General features: G+C 72.3%; 13 protein-coding genes and 1 riboswitch. Of the genes, 2 read left to right on the plus strand and 11 right to left on the minus strand.

What is annotated here, in order from left to right; all coding sequences use genetic code 11:
• Positions 1 to 83: 83 nt before the first annotated feature.
• Positions 84 to 302, minus strand: a riboswitch (cobalamin riboswitch).
• Positions 303 to 414: 112 nt separating this feature from the next.
• From PVK74_RS10090 to PVK74_RS10100, 3 genes are all read right to left on the minus strand, one after another.
• Entirely contained in the window at positions 415 to 2007 is a 1593-nt protein-coding gene (locus tag PVK74_RS10090) for a beta-1,3-glucanase family protein (protein ID WP_274478920.1), read from the minus strand.
• 102 nt (positions 2008 to 2109) lie between these two features.
• Positions 2110 to 4650 (minus strand): magnesium-translocating P-type ATPase, encoded by a 2541-nt coding sequence (gene mgtA, locus PVK74_RS10095; protein WP_274478921.1) that lies wholly within the window; start codon positions 4648 to 4650, stop codon positions 2110 to 2112.
• Positions 4651 to 4689: 39 nt separating this feature from the next.
• Entirely contained in the window at positions 4690 to 5346 is a 657-nt protein-coding gene (locus PVK74_RS10100) for a DedA family protein (RefSeq protein WP_166456141.1), read from the minus strand.
• A gap of 119 nt (positions 5347 to 5465) precedes the next feature.
• Between PVK74_RS10100 and PVK74_RS10105 the strand changes: the two genes are divergently transcribed.
• A complete protein-coding gene (locus PVK74_RS10105; protein ID WP_064445452.1) occupies positions 5466 to 7805 on the plus strand; it encodes a lysylphosphatidylglycerol synthase domain-containing protein in 2340 nt (779 codons plus the stop codon).
• Positions 7806 to 7897: 92 nt separating this feature from the next.
• Here PVK74_RS10105 and PVK74_RS10110 read toward each other — a convergent pair whose 3' ends face one another.
• Both PVK74_RS10110 and PVK74_RS10115 read right to left on the minus strand, forming a co-directional pair.
• Positions 7898 to 9613: a tetratricopeptide repeat protein gene (locus tag PVK74_RS10110; RefSeq protein WP_274478922.1), complete on the minus strand. Its 1716-nt coding sequence runs from the start codon at positions 9611 to 9613 to the stop codon at positions 7898 to 7900.
• A gap of 227 nt (positions 9614 to 9840) precedes the next feature.
• Positions 9841 to 10998 carry an alkane 1-monooxygenase gene (locus PVK74_RS10115; RefSeq protein WP_043322873.1) on the minus strand — a complete coding sequence of 386 codons (1158 nt, stop codon included), beginning with the start codon at positions 10996 to 10998 and terminating at the stop codon, positions 9841 to 9843.
• Positions 10999 to 11127: 129 nt separating this feature from the next.
• Here PVK74_RS10115 and PVK74_RS10120 point away from each other — a divergent pair, with 129 nt between their 5' ends.
• Positions 11128 to 11727 carry a TetR/AcrR family transcriptional regulator gene (locus PVK74_RS10120; RefSeq protein WP_043322870.1) on the plus strand — a complete coding sequence of 200 codons (600 nt, stop codon included), beginning with the start codon at positions 11128 to 11130 and terminating at the stop codon, positions 11725 to 11727.
• A gap of 109 nt (positions 11728 to 11836) precedes the next feature.
• On the opposite strand, the gene PVK74_RS10125 is transcribed toward PVK74_RS10120, so the two are convergent.
• The 6 genes from PVK74_RS10125 to urtB form a co-directional block, all read right to left on the minus strand.
• The gene (locus tag PVK74_RS10125; protein ID WP_043322868.1) at positions 11837 to 12421 is read right to left on the minus strand and encodes a hypothetical protein; all 585 of its coding nucleotides are present in this window, start codon (positions 12419 to 12421) and stop codon (positions 11837 to 11839) included.
• A gap of 94 nt (positions 12422 to 12515) precedes the next feature.
• The gene (locus tag PVK74_RS10130; RefSeq protein ID WP_043322864.1) at positions 12516 to 13583 is read right to left on the minus strand and encodes a lytic polysaccharide monooxygenase auxiliary activity family 9 protein; all 1068 of its coding nucleotides are present in this window, start codon (positions 13581 to 13583) and stop codon (positions 12516 to 12518) included.
• Positions 13584 to 13765: 182 nt separating this feature from the next.
• On the minus strand, positions 13766 to 14458 hold the full coding sequence (urtE, locus tag PVK74_RS10135; RefSeq protein WP_274478923.1) for an urea ABC transporter ATP-binding subunit UrtE: 693 nt from the start codon (positions 14456 to 14458) through the stop codon (positions 13766 to 13768).
• Positions 14458 to 15234, minus strand: a complete 777-nt coding sequence (gene urtD, locus PVK74_RS10140; RefSeq protein WP_084789371.1) for an urea ABC transporter ATP-binding protein UrtD — start codon at positions 15232 to 15234, stop codon at positions 14458 to 14460. Before urtD ends, urtE begins: the two co-directional genes overlap by 1 nt.
• Positions 15231 to 16361, minus strand: a complete 1131-nt coding sequence (gene urtC / locus PVK74_RS10145; protein WP_274478924.1) for an urea ABC transporter permease subunit UrtC — start codon at positions 16359 to 16361, stop codon at positions 15231 to 15233. Before urtC ends, urtD begins: the two co-directional genes overlap by 4 nt.
• Complete coding sequence (urtB, locus tag PVK74_RS10150) at positions 16358 to 17245, minus strand: urea ABC transporter permease subunit UrtB (protein WP_274478925.1); 888 nt, start codon at positions 17243 to 17245, stop codon at positions 16358 to 16360. The genes urtC and urtB overlap by 4 nt, the downstream gene beginning before the upstream one ends.
• Between the last annotated feature and the right edge of the window lie 8 nt (positions 17246 to 17253).

Below are 17253 nucleotides of genomic sequence, written 5' to 3' on the forward strand. Positions count from 1 at the left end.
TCGAGGCGGGGAGGGAAGGGGTACAGACGGCGTACCGGCTTCCGCACCGGCCGTCCCGAGCGACCGTCGGCGGCGCACACCGGACGGTGCGCGCGGTGCGGGCAGGTCTTCGGACTCGCGGGCGCGACCGGATCCACCCGGTCACCTACTGGCCGTCGCTTCCCAGACCTCACGGTCCAGTGCTTCGATGACGGCTGTCGTTCCCACTCACCGCTGCGGGGCAGTCCCGGACTCACACCGGGTTCCCTCTTACGACGCCGCACCCTTCACGGGCACGGCGAACCAGCACCGTTGTCCATCGTATGGGGCGGTGAGCCGACGTGGTCGGCGCGTCCGTCCTGCGGGACGGCGAGCCGTCGCGGCGGGTGGCGGGAGCGACTCGCGGTCGGCCCCCGCCCCCCGTCGCAGGGCCGGTCAGCCCTTACGCCACTTCTGGCCGGCCGTGCCCGTGCAGTCCCAGAGCTGGAGCCTCGCGCCGTCGTTGCCGTTCCGGTCCTTGATGTCGACGCACTTGTCGGCCTGAAGGTTGACCAGGTCTCCGGCCGAGTTCAGGGTGAACTGCTGGGCGCCGGTGCCGTTGCAGGTGTAGAGCTGCACCACCGCCCCGTTGGCGGTGGACCCGGCGTCGACGTCCATGCACTTGTTGTTCTGGCTCTTCAGCGCCGTGCCGCTGAACGTCCACTTCTGCGCGTTGGTGTTGTTGCAGTTCCACATCTGCAGCGGCGCGCGGTCGACGAAGTTGGAGCTCGGCACGTCGATGCACTTGTTGTTCCAGTTGCTGACCACGGGCACCCCGGTGGCCGGGTTGCCGCCCCCACCGCCGGTGAACGGGCTGAGGATCAGTCCGGCCGAACGGGGGTCGCCGTCGTGCACCAGTGACTCGAATCCGCCGACGTCGTCGAAGGCGAACGCGTACGCCCGGCCGTCGGTCATGTGGGCGTGGATCAGGCGGGCGTACTGGTTGGTGGGGTTGCTGCGGTAGAAGTCGGCGGCGTTCGTGCTGGGCTGGGTGTCGATGGTGCCGAGCGTGCCTCGGTTGAGGGCCGCGCAGAGCGTACGCGAGATCGGGCCGACCACCTGGTCGTTCGGCGCGGGCAGGTCGCCGTCGCATCCCCAGACGCTGGCCGAGGAGGGCCGGTTGAAGGAGGCGACCACCTGGCCGCTGCCGTTTGTGAAGGTCATGGTGTTGCCCGAGGTGCGGCCGTAGTACCGGATGGCCGGCTGGTCGGCGAAGGGCGCCACGGTCAGCGTCTTCGTGGTGTACGCGTTCCACGCGGAGGCGATGTAGGAGTCCAGATAGGTGGTGCTCAGCAGGCCGGCCCCGGCCGCCTTCCCCGGAGCCAGGACGCGCAGCACGGTCCCGTCTGAGCGGGTGTGGACGGTGTTGGCCCAGCCCGGCTGCGCCCGGATGCCGTCGATGACCGCGTTGCGTCCGTTGGCCACCACGTCGCCGGTGCGCTTGGTGACGCCGTTGGCGCCGGTCACCGTGACCGCGTGCGGGATCGCGAACATGTCGACCTGGGAGCTGTTGAGCCACAGCCCGGAGTCGTTGTAGGTGAACTCGCTCCAGTCGAAGAGGATGTCGCGGTTCGCGTCACCGGCCGCCCAGGGCGCGGGCTGCACCAGCCCGTCCGGGGTGAGGAAGAACTTCAGCTTCTGCCCGAGGGCGAAGTAGGCCCGGCCGGAGAAGCCCCGGGGGAACTGGATCGTGGTGCTACCGCCGTTGCCGGGGCCCGGTATGGAGACGTCCGGCGCGGGCGACGGCGGGATCTGCCCGCCGCTCCACGGCACGAAGGCGCCACCGGCGGTGACGTAGCCGAGCCGGCCGGAGGACAGCTGGACGCCGATGACGTAGAGGTAGACCGGGTCGGTGCGACCGGTGGTGTTGGTGACGGTGACGGGTAGCAACGCCGGTCCGACCGCGTGGGCGGGCGTGGCGACGACGGTGCCCGCGAGCCCGGCGAGCAGTGCGGACGCGGCGGCGAGCAGCTTTCTTCGAAGACGCATGGCGACACCTCGCTGGAGACAGGGACGGGAGAGCGCTCTCTCAGCAGGGTCCAATTGTTAATTTTGTTTGTCAATAGGCGATCACCGATGGACGCGAGACCGTCACGGGCGGGGCACCCGCCGTGCGGCGGTCGGGTCCGGCGGGACGACGTGCTTGGCGGTCTCGTTGGCGGCGACGTTGACCAGGGTGACCGCGGCGAGGGCCGCCAGCACCACCGGCGGGAGCGCGGCGAGTCCGAGTGGCCCGGACAGTGGGCTGAAGGGCAGCGCGACGGTGACCGTGATGAGCAACAGTCCGGTGCCGGCGAGCGCGGCGGAGGGGCGGCTGCGCAGGAAACTCCGATTGGAGCGCAGCACCAGCAGCGCGATGATCTCGGTGGCGGTGAACTGGACGAACCAGGCGGCGCGGAAGACGTCGGTCGACACGTGCCACCACCAGCGCAGGGCGCCGAGTACGAGGAGGTCCACGGCGATGCTGATCGAGCCGTACACCAGCATGAACCTGCGGATGGTCCGGACGTCGACGGTACGCGGATGCTGGATCTGCTCGGCATCGGCGTAGTCGGTGGACAGGGTGGTGTAGGGGATGTCGGAGAGGAAGTTGAGCAGCAGGACCTGACGGGGCAGCAGCGGCAGGAAGGGCAGCAGGAGCGCGGCGATGCTCATGCTGACGACGTTGCCGAAGGACGCGCTGGTGTTGACCCGGATGTACTTCAAGGTGTTGGTGAACGTGCGGCGGCCGAGGCGGATGCCGTCGGCGATCACGTCGAGGTTCTTGTCGAGCAGCACGATCGCCGCGGCCTGTTTGGCGACGTCGACAGCGGTGTCGACGGAGATGCCGACGTCGGCGGCGTGCAGCGCGGGAGCGTCGTTGATGCCGTCGCCGAGAAACCCGACGACGTCGCCGCGTTGGCGCAGCGCGGTCAGGATGCGTTCCTTCTGCAGCGGGTCCACCTCGGCGAACACGGTGACGTCGGCGATCCGCTCCGGCAACTGGTCGTCGGGGCAGGCGGCGAGGTCGGCGCCGACGAGCGGTTCGCCGGCGAGGTCGACGCTGGCGGCGACGTGCCGGGCGGCGTGCCGGTTGTCGCCGGTGACCAGTCGGACCGTGACGCCCATGTCAGCGAGCCGGCGGATGGCGGCGGCGGCGTCTGCGCGGGGTGGGTCCTGGAAGGCGAGCAGCCCGACCAGCGTCATCTCCCGTTCGTCGGCGACGGCGACGGCGGTGACGCCGGGCATGGCTCGCACGGCGAGGCCCAGCACCCGGTCGCCCTGGTCGCTGAGCGCGGCGAACCGTCGCAGGACCCGCTCGCGTACCTCGTCCAGCGGTACCGTGCCCGCGGCGGTGCGTGCGGTGGCGCAGACGTCGAGCACCGCGCGTAGCGCACCCTTGGTGACCAGGATCGGTTCGTCTCCGTCGCGCACCAGCAGGGACAGGCGCTGGCGGGTGAAGTCGTAGGGCGCCTCGGCGATGCGGGTGCCCGGGTCGGCGGGTGGTTGCCCCCTCATGATCGCCGTGTCGACAGGGTTGGGGAATCCACGCTGGAGGCCGGCGTTGAGCCTCGCGAGCCGGGCCACCTCGGCGTCCGGCTCACCGTCGACCGAGAGGCAGCCGGTGAGGGTGACCGTGCCGGCGGTGAGGGTGCCGGTCTTGTCGGTCAGCAGCACGGTCATGGCGCCGAAGTCCTCGATGACCTCGAGGCGCTTGACGATGACCCGGTGCGCGGCCATCGCACGGGCGCCGGCGGAGAGGCTGACCGCGACGATCGCCGGCAGCATCTGCGGGGTCAGCCCGACGGCGAGGGCGAGCGAGAACAGCAGGGAGTCGATGACCGGTCGGTGCAGCAGCAGGTTGGCGACGAAGATGCCGACCAGCAGCACCACCATGATCCGCACGAGCAGCAGCCCGAAGCGGGTCAGCCCGCGCTGGAAGCCGGTGCTGGCGGGGCGGGAGGCGACCCGGCGGGACACCGCTCCGAAGGTGCTGTCGCGGCCGGTGCGCATCACCACCGCGCGCGCGGTGCCACTGGCCACGTGCGTACCCATCCACAGCGCGTTGCCGCGCGCGGTCAGCTCCGCGTCCGGCGGCGACGGGTCGTCCGACTTGGGTACGGGGAACGACTCGCCGGTAAGCACCGCCTGGTCGACCTGCAGACGTTCCGCCTCAACGATCCGGCAGTCCGCCGGGACGACGTCCCCGGCGCGCAGCACCACGAGGTCGCCGACGACGACCTCCTCGACCGGTACGGACACCTCACGCCCGTCGCGGATCACCTCGGTGTCCACCCGGACCCGGGCCTGCAACGCGTCGACGGCCCGCCCGGCGGCGTGTTCCTGCCAGAAGCCGAGGCCACCGCTGGCCGCGACGATGGCCAGGATGATCGTGCCGTCGATCAGATCCCCGACGGCCATCGACAGCAGGGTCGCGGCAATCAGGATCAGGATGATCGGGCTGGTGAACTGCGACAGCAGGAGCCGCCAGCCCCGCCTGGCGCCCGCGTCGACCCGGTTGGGCCCGTGCTCGCGCAGCAGGGCGGCGGCGCGTTCACCGGTGAGCCCGGCCGTGGAGGCTCCGACGGCGGCCACGGCCTGCGGCAGCGGCCCGGCCCAGAACGCCGCGCGCCCGTCGTCTGCTCGCCCCACTGCGCACTCCGCGGTCGCCGGCCACCCCCACGAGTGACGCTACCGATCCGCCCCACCGCGCGCGGGTGATTGGCCTGCCCGCTCACCGTCGGCCGGTTCGCGCCGTGCCCTCTGCCACGCCCGCAGCGCCACGCCGACGCCGATCAGGGCCAGCAGCGCCCACTCCCCGATGCCCAGTTCCCGTTCCAGATAGCGGTAGGAGGCGGCGCCCAGGTAGCCCAGCAGCGCCACGGCCGTCGCCCACACCAGGCCGCCGGCCAGGTTCGCCCGCAGGAACACCGGCCACCGCATCCCACCGGCGCCGGCGATCATGGGAACCACGGCGCGCAGCACCGCCACCCAGCGTCCGATGAGCACCGCCCACGCCCCGCGGCGGGCGACCAGGCGGCGGGCCCGCGCGATGTCGAGGCGCCGGCGCAGCACTCGCGGGGCGCGGGCGAGCACACCCGCGCCGTACCGGCGGCCGAGGGCGTACCCGGCCTGGTCACCGAGGCAGGCCCCGGCCGCCCCGGCGGCCACCACCGCCCACAGCGGCAGCGCGCCACCGTGGGCCACCAGCCCGCCGATCAGGATCGCTGTCTCACCCGGTACGACCAGCCCGAGCAGCGTCGAGGACTCCAGGGCCGGCAGGACGATCACCAGGGTCAGGACGAGCAGCGGCGGCAGCCCCACGAGCACCGCCAGGATCCTGTCCACCCGATGATTGTCGCCCCGGAGAGTGGCCGGTGAGAGAGAAGCGCCTCCCGCGGGCGGACGAACCGTAGGGTTCGGGTCGACGGCAGGGACGGTGCCGGACGAGGGGCGGCCGAGGACCGGTGGGAGCGCGTACGCATCGCCCGTCGCCGGCGTTGCTGGTCAGCCTGACCGTCTCGGCGTGCCTTCTGGCGGCGCTCAGCGCGGCCGTACGCAGCCACCGGGTGCCTCGCTGGGAGCAGGACCTGTTCACCCTGCTCAACCACCTTCCGGCCGGGCTGACCCCGGTCCTGGTCCTGGTCATGCAGCTCGGCTCGTACCCGGCGGTGTTCGTCGCCGCCGCAGCAGCCGTCATCGCACGCCGCATCGGCGCCGCGTGGACTCTCCTGCTGGCCGGGAATCTGGCGTACTGGCTCGCGGCAGCCGTCAAGGCCGCGGTCGCCCGGCAGCGGCCCGCGGCGCTGTTCACCGACGTGGTCCTGCGCGAGACGATCACCGGACGCCTCGGGTACCCGTCGGGACACGTCGCGGTCGCCACCGCCCTGGCGCTCGTCGCCGCGCGGGCCGGCGGCCCCCGGTGGCGCCGCGCCGCCTGGGTGGTGATCGGGCTGGTCGCCGTCGCGCGGATCCACGTCGGAGCGCATCTGCCGATCGATGTGGCCGGCGGTGTCCTCGTCGGCTGGCTCGCGGTGTGTCTGGCCCGACTCGTGGTCGGCGAGGTCGGGCCGCAACGGTCGGTGCCCGCACTGCGGGCGACGCTGCGGCGGCGTGGGATCGAGGTGGCATGGTTGGCGCCGATCCACGGCGACGCCCGTGGCTCGCAGCCGTGGCAGGCGGTCACCACCGGCGGTCGGCGACTGTTCGTCAAGGTGACCGGTGGCGAGCAACGCGACGCGGACTGGGTCTACAAGCTCTACCGGCGGATGCGCTACCGCCACGTGGCCGACGCGCCGCCGTACCTGAGCGCACGGCAGCAGAGCGAACACGAGACCTGTCTGACCCTGCTCGCCGCGCGTGCCGGCGTGCGGATACCGGCCGTCGTCACGACCGCCGCCGCGCCCGGCGGCGACGCCGTGCTGGTGCAGGAGTTCATCGACGCCGCCCCGCTGGACGCCGTCGTCGGGCCGGTCCCGCTTGCCGCCGTACGCGACGCCTGGGACCAGGTGGCGCGTCTGCACCGGGTGGGCATCGCGCACCGGGACCTGCGGGCCGCGAATGTGCTCGTCGGCCGGGACCACGTCTACCTGGTGGACCTGGGCTTCGGCGCCGACGACGCCTCGGCCGAGCAGCGGGCCCGCGACGTCGTCGAGCTGATGGTCGCCCTGGCCGGCCGGGTCGACCCGGCCGGCGTGGTCGATGCGGCGATCGACCGCCTGGGTGTCGCGGCGGTCGCGGACAGCGTGCCGTTCCTGCAACCCGCGGTGCTGTCCCGCGCCGGCCGGACCGCCCTGCGCGCCCGGCCCGGCATGCTCGACAGCCTTCACCAGGAGATCCTGCGACGCAGCCCGGACCGCGACCGCCCGGCGGCGAAGGTGGTCCGGATCAGCCGCCGCACCGTCCTGGAGCTGCTGGTCCTGGGGTTGGTCGTGCACCTGCTGCTCCCCCAGCTCGGCGAGATCCGCACCGCCCTGGGTCTGATCGTGCACGCCAACCCGGTAGCGGTCGCCGCGACGCTGCTCGGCTCCGCCCTGACCTACCTGCTCAGCGGTCTCGTGCTCCGGTTGGCCACGGCCGGCCGGGTCCCGCTGGGCGAGGCCACCCTGGTGCAGGTGGCCGCGTCGTTCGCCAACCGGCTGGCGCCCGGCAGCCTCGGCGGCGCCGCGCTCAGCCTGCGTTACCTGCACCAGAAGGGACTCGTCGCCGCTGACGCGGGCACCGCCGTGGCCGTCTCCCGCGCCGCCGGCGTGGTGTCCGTCGTGCTGCTGCTGCCGGTGCTGCTGCCGTTCGCACGCCAGCCCGCCCGCATCCTCACCCACGACGCGGCCAGGGCACTGCCGCTGCTACTGGGCGCCCTGGCCGTGCTGCTGGTCCTCGCCGGCGTGCTCGCCGTACCCCGGGTCCGGCGGCGTGGACGCGCCGCGGCCGGCCAGGTCGTGACCGCGCTGCGCGAACTGCGCCACCAGCACGGGCTGCGGTGGCTCGTCGTCGCGTCGACGGCGCTCACCCTCACCTATGGCCTCTGTCTCTACGTCGCGCTGATCGCCGCCGGCCCGGTCCCGCTGGCCCACCTGCCCCCGGTGATCCTGGTCTGCCTCGTCGGCGAGGGTGTCTCGTCCGCCGCGCCCACCCCCGGCGGGCTCGGCGCCACCGAAGCCGCGCTCGTCTCCGGTCTGCTGCTCTACGGAGTGCCACTGGACGCCGCCGTCGCGGGCACCCTGATCTACCGTCTCGCGACGTTCTGGCTCCCGGTACCGCCGGGATATCTGGCCTTCCGGCTCCTGACCCGGCGCCGGCTGCTGTGAACGCCGGCGCCGGCGGGCGATCGTGGGCGGGGCCGGAGCGGCAGTGGCGATCCGCGCGTCTTCGGCCGTCTCCCGAGCTACGCCCGGCCGGGTCAGCCGGCCAGCGCCCGGCGACAGCGGGCGAGTTCCGCGCGCAGATCCCGGCGCAGGGCCCGGTCCAGGCCGGGCTGGGCGAGCGCATGGGCGAAGTCGCGGGCCGCCTCGTCCCACCGGCCCAGCCGGGTCAGGGCCGTGCCCCGGTTGTAGCGCGGCACGGGGGCCTCCGACAGCGCCACCGCCCGGTTCAGGTCGGCGAGCGCGGCGGCCACGTCGCCGCGCTCGAACCGGGCGGCGGCCCGGTTCGTCCACGCCTCCACCAGCTCGGGGTCCCCGCTCAGGGCCCGGGTGAGCAGTTCGTCGGCCTCGGCGGGCCGGCCGCGCTCGGCGAGAACCAGGCCCAGGGTGCACAGCAGCGCGGGCTCGTACGGAGCGCCGGCCAGCCCGGCCCGTGCGCCGGCCTCGGCGGCGTCGAGCTCGCCGCGCTCCACGTGCAGGTTGACCAGGGCGATCCGGGCGTCGAGGTGCCCGGGTTCGATGGCGAGCACCCGCTCCAGGTCGGCGCGCGCCCGCTCGGGGCGGCCCCGCTCCTGGTGGAGCACGGCCCGGTTGTAGTACGCCTCGGGCAGGTGCGGTCCCAGCCGGATGGCGGCGTCGTAGTCCCTGATCGCGGCCCGGGTCCGGCCCGCCGCCCGGTAGAGGGCGGCGCGGTCCACGTAGTACTCGCAGTTGTCCGGGTCGTGCGCGATCACGGTGTCCAGGTCGGCCAACGCCCGCGCCGGGTCGCCCAGCGCGAGGTGAACCTGCGCCCGGTTGTGGCGCAGCCGGGCCAGGTCCTGCGGGCGTTCGCCGGGCCCGAGCGCGGCCGTCAGCCGGGCCAGTCCGTCGTCGACGAGCCGCAGCGCGCGGTCGGGCCGGCCGGCCCGGCTGTCCAGCAGCGCCAGGCCCTGCTCGTAGAAGACCGTCGACAACAGCCGCTGGCGTGGGTCGGCCAGCTCGGCGGCGAGGTACAGCGCCCGCTCCAGCCACTGCCGGGCCAGCGCCGGGTCCTGCTCGGCCACCGGCAGGTGCCGGGCGTGCAGCATGGCGGTGGCGTACGCCGCCGACATCGTGATCTTCGGATCGTCGGTGACGGCCCGCGCCTCGTCGTAGAGGTCGAGCGCCTCGGCGGCCCGGTTCAGGGCTGCCAGGGCGGTGGCCAGGCCGGTGGTGAACGCCCACCAGTGCCGCAGGTCGCCGTCGGGGGTGACCGTCGCCCGCCCGCGCCGGGCGACCCGGGCCGCGTGGTGGTAGTAGCCGCGGGCCAGGCTGTCGCCCAGGGCCCGCCGCAGCGCCTGCGGGGTGCGCCCGTCGGGCGCCGGGTCGGGGGCGCCCTCGTCGCGCAGGTCGAGGCGCACCCGGGAAGGCCCGAGCCGGCGGGCCAGCGCGTCCAGCAGCTCGGTGGTCGTCTCGTCGGCGCTGGCGACGTGATCGAACCGGACGGTCACCGGCCGCCGGAGCGTGCCGGCCCAGGCCGCCACCAACTCCGCCGCGCCGTAGGCAAGGCAGGCGGTACGGCGGGCGGGGTGGAAGCGGATGGGCTCCTCCTCGGCGGCCGGCCGGGCCGCCGGATCGAGCCGGGGGGCGATCGCGCGCAGTTCGACCGCGTGCCGGGCCGCCAGGCGGGGCCGATCGGCGGCGACCCGACCCAGAAAGACCGAGACCCCGGCGTACGGCCCGTGGTCGCGGTGGCAGTCGTAACGTTCCGGCCCGCCGGTCACCGCAGGGCCCACCGCCGCAGGGGCGGGCGCCCGGAAGCGCCCGCCGGACCGGCAGTTACCAGCACCACTCGATCCACAGCCGGCGTGCGCCCGACACCAGGCGGAGCGCAGAAGTGCGACGGATGGTCATTCTCCTCATAGGAACCTCCGATGTGATCCACCTCAGGACTGGCCCAGAGCGTAATCCCGGTCGATGCAAATAAGAAGGGTGCTCGCAATTCGCGGCGCAGGGCCGAGGTCTAGTAGCGGCGCCGCAGTCGGGCCTCGGCGCGGGGGTTGCGATTGGCGAGGTTCAGGTCGCCGCCGTAGTGCGCCAGAACCCGTGGGTTCATCACCCGGTACCACAGCGGCGGAACGAGAGCGAGCAACACCATCGAGGCGTAGCCTCCGGGCAGCCGCGGCGAGACGTCGAAGCTGCGCAGCGTCTGGTAGCGGCGCAGCGGGTTGGCGTGGTGGTCGCTGTGGCGTTGCAGCTGGAAGAGGAACACGTTGGTGACGACGCGGTCGCTGTTCCAGCTGTGTCGTGGGTCGACCTTCTCGAAGCGGCCGGTGGCTGTGCGCCGGCGGCACAGTCCGTAATGCTCGAGATAGTTGACCGCTTCCAGCAGCGAGAAGCCGACGATCGCCTGTAGGAGCAGAAAGGGCACGAGCCGCCACCCGAACACCGCGATCAGCAGGGCGAAGAGCACGACGGTCATGAGCCCGGCGTTGAGCAGGTTGTTGCGCAGCGTCCACGGACTCTTGTGCCGCAGCCGGAAGCGGCCGGTCTCCAGCCGCCACGCCGAGATGAGGCTGCCCCAGACCGTACGTGGCCAGAACGAGTAGAAGCTCTCCCCCAGCCTGGCGCTGGCCGGGTCCTCCGGTGTGGCGACACGGACATGGTGTCCGCGGTTGTGCTCGACGTAGAAGTGGCCGTACCCGGTGGGCGCGAGTGCGATCTTCGACATCCACCGCTCGACCGTTTCGCGCTTGTGGCCGAGCTCGTGTGCGGTGTTGATGGCCAGTCCGTTGACGATTCCGATGGTGGCGACCAGGCCGGCGGCGCCGGCGAGACCGAGGCCGCCACGCGTCCAGACCCATGCTCCGAGCAGCAGGGCGGCGTACTGCGCCGGCAGGAACAGGAACGTGATCCAGCGGTAGTAACGGACCTCCTGCAACCGCCGGGCGACGTCGTCGGGCGGGTTCTCCCCGTCGTCACCGAGCAGCACGTCGATGACCGGGATGAGTCCGAAGACCACCGCCGGGGTGAGCCACCAGGCAGCGGGTCCCGCGCCGGCCTGCCACAACGCGTACGCCAGGAACGGCAGCACCGGTACGAGAAGAGCCAGTGGCCACAGGTGCTTCTTGCCGTCATGCCAACCGGCGGCGACCGCTGGAGCATCGATCGAGGTCTGCATGTGCCGCCTCCGGAGTGTCGAGCGCTGCGTCGACTGTCACACGGATACCCATGCTTGACAATATTTGACCCCGCGTAAATTTGGTGGGCATGCAAGGCGCATGTGTCCAGTCGATAGACTCGGCGCACCATGGTCGACCCTCCGCCTTATCGCCACACCGCGCGCCGCCACCTGCGCGACGCGGTCCTGAAGGCCGGCCGCGACCTGGCGATCGACCGCGGCTGGGACGCGGTACGAATGGCCGACGTGGCGGCCCGCGTGGGCGTGAGCAGGCAGACGCTCTACAACGAGTTCACCAACAAGGCCGGACTCGGCGAAGCCATCGCACACCGCGAGATCGACCGGTTCACGGACGGCGTACGGGAGGCGTTGTCCGCACACGGCGGCGACGTGCGGGCCGCCGTCCATGCCGCGGTCACGTTCGTGTTGACGCAGGCCGGCACCGACCCGCTGGTCAAAACCGTCCTCAACAGCGCCCGAGGCACCGACGCCCTGCTCCCCTACCTGACCACCCGCGCCGACCTGGCCCTGGCCGCCGCCGTCACGGTGCTGAGCGAGTGGGCGGGCACGCACCTGCCCCGGGTGCCGGCCGATGACGTCACCGTCGGCGCCGAATCCCTCGCGCGACTGGTCGTCAGCCACATCGTGCTGCCGACCGCGCCCGTCGACACCACCGCCGACACCCTCGCCGATCTGGCACAACGCTTTTTGGACCCGCCGCGGGCGTGAACCGGCGCAACAGCTGCCACAGACGGCGGAAGGAGAGCATCCCCGCCGGTGACGATCTGCTGCCGGCCAGGCCGCTTGCCCGCCGGCGGGTGTCGGCCGTCCGGCGTGGTCAGAGGCCGGCGGCGGCGTCGTACCGGCGTCGCAGGTCGGCCATCTCCGATGCGGGCAACGCCTCCCTGAGCGCCAGTTCCTCGTACTTGTCGGGGAACATCTCCCGTAGCCGGTCGACGAACCTGACGTCGGCGGTCGCCTCGACCACCTGAATGCCGGGAGGTTGGGTGGTCATGTCCATGATCACCGGGCCGACGAGCTTGACCGCCCCGTCCCAGTGGCGCTTCTGTTCGGCGACGCCGCAGAGGTGGAAGCCGTAGACCGTCTCGACGTCGGCCAGTGTGGCGGCCCCGGTGGGCTCGTAACCGTAGACATGGACTCCGCAGACGATCGCCGGCGGCGCCTGCTCTCCGGCCGGCGCCTGTGGGGCGGTGTGCCCGGCGTGCTGATGATCTTTCGGGTCCGCCTGCTCGAGGGTCGTACGCATCCGGGTCAGGATCTCCTGGCGGAGAACTGCCGGGTCCGTCCTCGGGGTGGTCGAGGTGAACAGGGCGGCCACACCGAGCGACGCGGCAAGCAGGCACACCTCGATCCACACGAAGACGCTTCGGTACCAGCCGCCGACGCCTACCCGGGAAATCATTGTCGTTCCTCACCTCGTCGCGGTTCCTGATGCTGGCGCAGGGCCCTGCCGGCGGTGGGGTGGCGCGTGCCGCGCCACCCCACCGCAGACGCTGTTACCGGGCGGTGCAGGTGAGGGTGGGTGCGGAGTTGGTGCCGTTCCAGGAGGCGTTGAAGCCGAAGCTGGTGCTGGCGTTGGCGCTCAGGGAACCGTTGTAGGCGACGTTCGACGCGGAGACCGACGAGCCGCTGGAGGTGACCGTCGCGTTCCAGGCGTTGGTGATGCTCTGGCCGTTGGGCCAGGTCCACGCCACCGTCCATCCGGAGATGGCGGCGTTGCCGGCCTGGACGGTGACATCGGCGCCGAAGCCACCGGACCACTCGCTGGTCTTGCGGTAGGTGGCGGTGCAGGCGCCGTTGCCGGCCGGCGGCGGCGTGGTGGGCGGCGCCGTGGTGGGCGGCGGGGTGGTGGGCGGCGCCGTGGTCGGCGGCGGGGTCGTCGGCGGCGGGTTGTTGCCGCCGCCGAAGATCACGTCACTGCAGAGGTAGTACGGCTGGTCGAGGTGGGACGCCTGCCAGATGGTGTAGACGACGTGCCGCCCGGTGCGGTTGCCCGCGTTCACCTGCGCCTCGTAGAGCCCGGTGGTCGGGTAGCTGCCGGTGCGCAGCACCAGTTCGAGGCTGTTCCAGGTGAGGGGCTGGGTGGTCGGGTCGAAACCCTGCTTGGTGATGTAGATCAACATGTAGTCGGCACCGTGCTTGGCGCCGTCGGTCAGCGTCAGCGTGAAGTTGTTCGGCATCGACTTCGCGGTCCACGCGCCGACCGCGTCGAGCGAGGCGTACAGGCCGTTCTGGGTGCGACCACCGCTGCACAGCTGCCCGTCCGGCACGGCGGCCTGGTGGTTGCCGCCGACGTTCTCGCGGTACAGGCCGTTCCAGTTCCACATGGTGTTCGGGTTGGCCTGCCACGCCTGCCAGCACATCGGGTCGGTCTGGGCCATCGTGGGGTTGAGGTGGTCGGAACCCCAGCGCTCGTAACATCCGTAGTTGCGTGACGGCGGGTTGGTGACCGATCCGTGCGCCGAGGCCGGACCGGCCTGGTTGACCACGACCATCGTGAACGAGGCGACGAGAACTGCGGCCGCGGCCAGTCCCAGACGGCGTGCTGTCCGTGAGATTTTCATGATGCTCCAGTGGATGCGCCGACGCCCAGTGGCCCTCGCTGGGTGCCCACCCCGGAGAAGGTGACGCCGATCGATTCAAGCCGCCCACCAGGTGGACGACACTGCTGCCCAGCAGCGCTTGGCGACTCCCAGCCACGATCTTAGTAAAGACCGCCGTCAATGTAAATCGGACCCGCCCCGGATCAGACCGCGAGAGCCGCCCGTACCTCCCGCTCCGCCGTCACTCCCCCGTCGCCGTGCGAGGTGACCCGGCCGGATTCGAGGACGTGATAGCGGTTCGCCACCCGCAGCGCGAACCCGAGATGCTGCTCGACGAGCAGCACGCTGAAGCCGGACTGCCGGGTCAGCTCGACGATCCGCTCCTGGATCTCGGCGACCACCGACGGCTGGATGCCCTCGGTCGGCTCGTCGAGCATGAGCAGCCGGGGCCGGGTGATCAACGCGCGGGCGATGGCGAGTTGCTGACGCTGGCCGCCGGAGAGGAGCCCGGCCCGCCGCCGCAGCAGCGGACGCAGCGCCGGGAACAGGTCCAGCGCCTCCGCCGTCGCCACCGCGCCGTCGCGCCGGGCGTCGGCGACGAGGCGCAGGTTCTCCGCCGCCGTCAGGTGCGGGAAGCACTGCTGGCCCTGCGGGACGTACGCCATGCCACGCGCCACCCGCTCGTGCGGCGCGAGACGGGTGACGTCCTCGCCGTCCAGCTCGACGGTGCCGGCGCTCGGGCGCAGCAGGCCCGCCGCGACCCGCAGCAGGGTGCTCTTGCCGGCGCCGTTGTGCCCGAGCACCGCGGCCACCCCGTCGGGCGGGACGGCGAGGTCCACGCCGTGCAGCACCCGGGAACGCCCGTATCCGGCGTGCACCCCACGCAGGGCAAGCATCATGCCTCCAGAGGGCTGGGGACCGACCCGGCGTCGACCGGGTGGCCGAGGTAGACCTCCTGCACGCGCGGGTCCGCCTGGACCTGCGCCACGGTGCCCTCGCTGAGCACCCTCCCCGCGTGCAGCACGGTGACGCTGCGCGCGAAGCGACGCAGGAAGTCCATGTCGTGCTCGATCACCACCACCGTGCGGTCCCGGCTCACCGTCTCCAGCAGGACGCCCGTGGCGTCGCGCTCCTCGTGGCTCATCCCGGCGACCGGCTCGTCGAGCAGCAGCAGCCGCGCGTCCTGCACCAGCAGCATGCCGATCTCCAGCCACTGCTTCTGGCCGTGCGCGAGCGTGCCGGCGAGCTGGTCGGCCCGGCCGGCCAGCCCGATGGTCTCCAGCGCGGCGGCCACCTCGTCGGGGATCCCCCGCCGGCGCCGGGCCAGGGTGGCCCAGCTCCGGCGGGCGCCCGCGGCGATGTCGAGGTTCTGCACTACCGACAGCTCCTCGAAGACCGTCGACGTCTGGAACGTCCGGCCGACGCCGAGCCGGCTGATCCGGTGCACCGGGCGCCCCAGCAGCTCCTGGTCGCCGAAGCGCACCGAGCCGGTGGCGCGCACCAGACCGGTGATCGCGTCGACAAGGGTGGTCTTGCCGGCGCCGTTCGGCCCGATCAGGAACCGGATGTCACCGGCGGGCACCTCCAGCGAGACGCCGTCGACGGCGGTGAAGCCGTCGAAGCTGACCCGCACGTCACGGACGGACAGCCCGTCCAGCCGGTCGTCGCTCACTGGTGCACCTCCGCCCGCTCGGCGCGGCGGCGGGCCAGCGCCCACAGCGACGCCAGGCCGCCGGGAAGGAACGCCACGACCACCACGAAGAGCAGACCCTGCAGGTACGTCCAGGTGCCCGGGAAACGTTCGGAGAGGGCGGTACGCGCCCAGGCCACCGCCACCGCGCCGAGCACCGGCCCGAGCAGCGTGGCCCGGCCGCCCACCGCCACACCTATGACGAACTCGATCGACGGGACGATGCCGATGAGGGCGGGCGAGATGATGCCCACCGCCGGCACGAACAGCGCGCCGGCGAGGCCCGCCATGCCCGCCGCCACCACGTAGGCGACGAGCTTGACCGACGCCGGGTCGTAGCCGAGGAAACGGACCCGCTCCTCGCTGTCACGCACCGCCACCAGCAGTTCCCCGTAGCGGCTGTGGACGAGCTGGCGGGCCAGCGCGAGCAGCGCGAGCAGGACGCCGGCGATGATGAAGTAGACCATCCGCTGGTTGACCGGGTCGTCCAGGTCGTAACCGAAGAAGCCCTGGATGTCGGTGAGCCCGTTGGTGCCGCCGGTGGTCCCCTGCTGGCCGATCAACAGGATCACCATGGCGGCGGCGAGCGCCTGGCTGAGGATGGCGAAGTACGCGCCCCGCACCCGGCGGCGGAACACCAGTGAGCCGAGCCCGAACGCGACGGCCATCGGCAGCAGCACCGTGGCCGGCAGCGCGAACCACGGGCTGGCGAACGGCCGCCACCAGACCGGCAGTTCGTCGAGCTGCCCGTACAGCTGCATGAAGTCGGGCATCCCACCGGGACCCGCGTCGGCGAGCTTGAGGTGCATGGCCATCGCGTAGCCGCCCAGGCCGAAGAAGACGCCCTGGCCGAGGGTGAGCATGCCGCCGCGCCCCCAGGCGATGCCGATGCCGACGGCCACCATGGCGACGCAGAGGTACTTGGCGAGCAGGGCCAGCCGGAAGTCCGACAGCGCCAGCGGCGCGACGGCGAACAGCAGCGCCGCGCCGAACGCGAACCCCGCGGCCGCGCGCAGCCGGGACCGGCCACCGGGCCGGCTCCCAGGCGCGACGTCGGCCGGGGCCGGTGCGCCGGCGGTGCTCGGCGGCGCGGGTGTCACGGCGGTCATGCGAGGCTCCTGGTCCGCAGGGTGAACAGGCCCTGTGGCCGCCACTGGAGGAACGCGACGATCGCCACGAAGACGATCACCTTGGCGACGCTGAGGGTCGTGAGGTACTCCCCGGTGGCCTGGAGGACCCCGAGGGCGAAGGCGACGATCACGCTGCCCTTGAGCTGACCGATCCCGCCGACCACGACGACCAGGAAGGCGTCGATGATCAGGTTGGTGCCCATGGTCGGGCCGATCGGGCCGAGAAGGGTGAGCGCCACCCCGGCGAGCCCGGCCAGGCCCGAGCCGAGGAAGAAGGTCGTCCGGTCGACCCGGGCGGTGGGGATGCCGGACACCGCGGCGAGGTCGCGGTTCTGCACGACCGCGCGGATCCGGCGTCCGAGCGGGGTGAACCGCAGCGCCAGCGTGAGGGCGGCGACGGCGGCCAGGGCCAGGGCCAGGATGAACAGCCGGTTGTTGGCGACCGTCAGCCCGCCGGGCACCGCCACGTTGCCGGTGAGCAGGTTCGGCGCGCGGGTCTGCACGTTCGGACTGCCGAAGATGTCCCGCGCGAGCTGTTGCAGCATCAGGGACACGCCCCAGGTGACCAGCAGGGTGTCCAGCGGACGGGCGTAGAGCCGGCGGATCAGCAGGATCTCCAGCAGCACCCCCATCGTGCCGGCGACCACGAACGCCACCGGCAGCGCGACCAGCAGCGACAGGCCGGCGCCGGTGATGCTCTGTTGCAGCACGTACGTGGTGTACGCGCCGGCCATGATGAACTCGCCGTGCGCCATGTTGATGACGTTCATCTGGCCGAAGGTCAGCGCCAGCCCGAGCGCGATGAGCAGCAGCACCGCGCCGATGCTGATGCCGGTGAAGAGTTGACCGAAGAGGACTGTCACGGTGGGTA

The sequence above is a fragment of the Micromonospora chalcea genome (assembly GCF_028768405.1).
GTDB classification, from domain to species: Bacteria; Actinomycetota; Actinomycetes; order Mycobacteriales; family Micromonosporaceae; genus Micromonospora; species Micromonospora chalcea.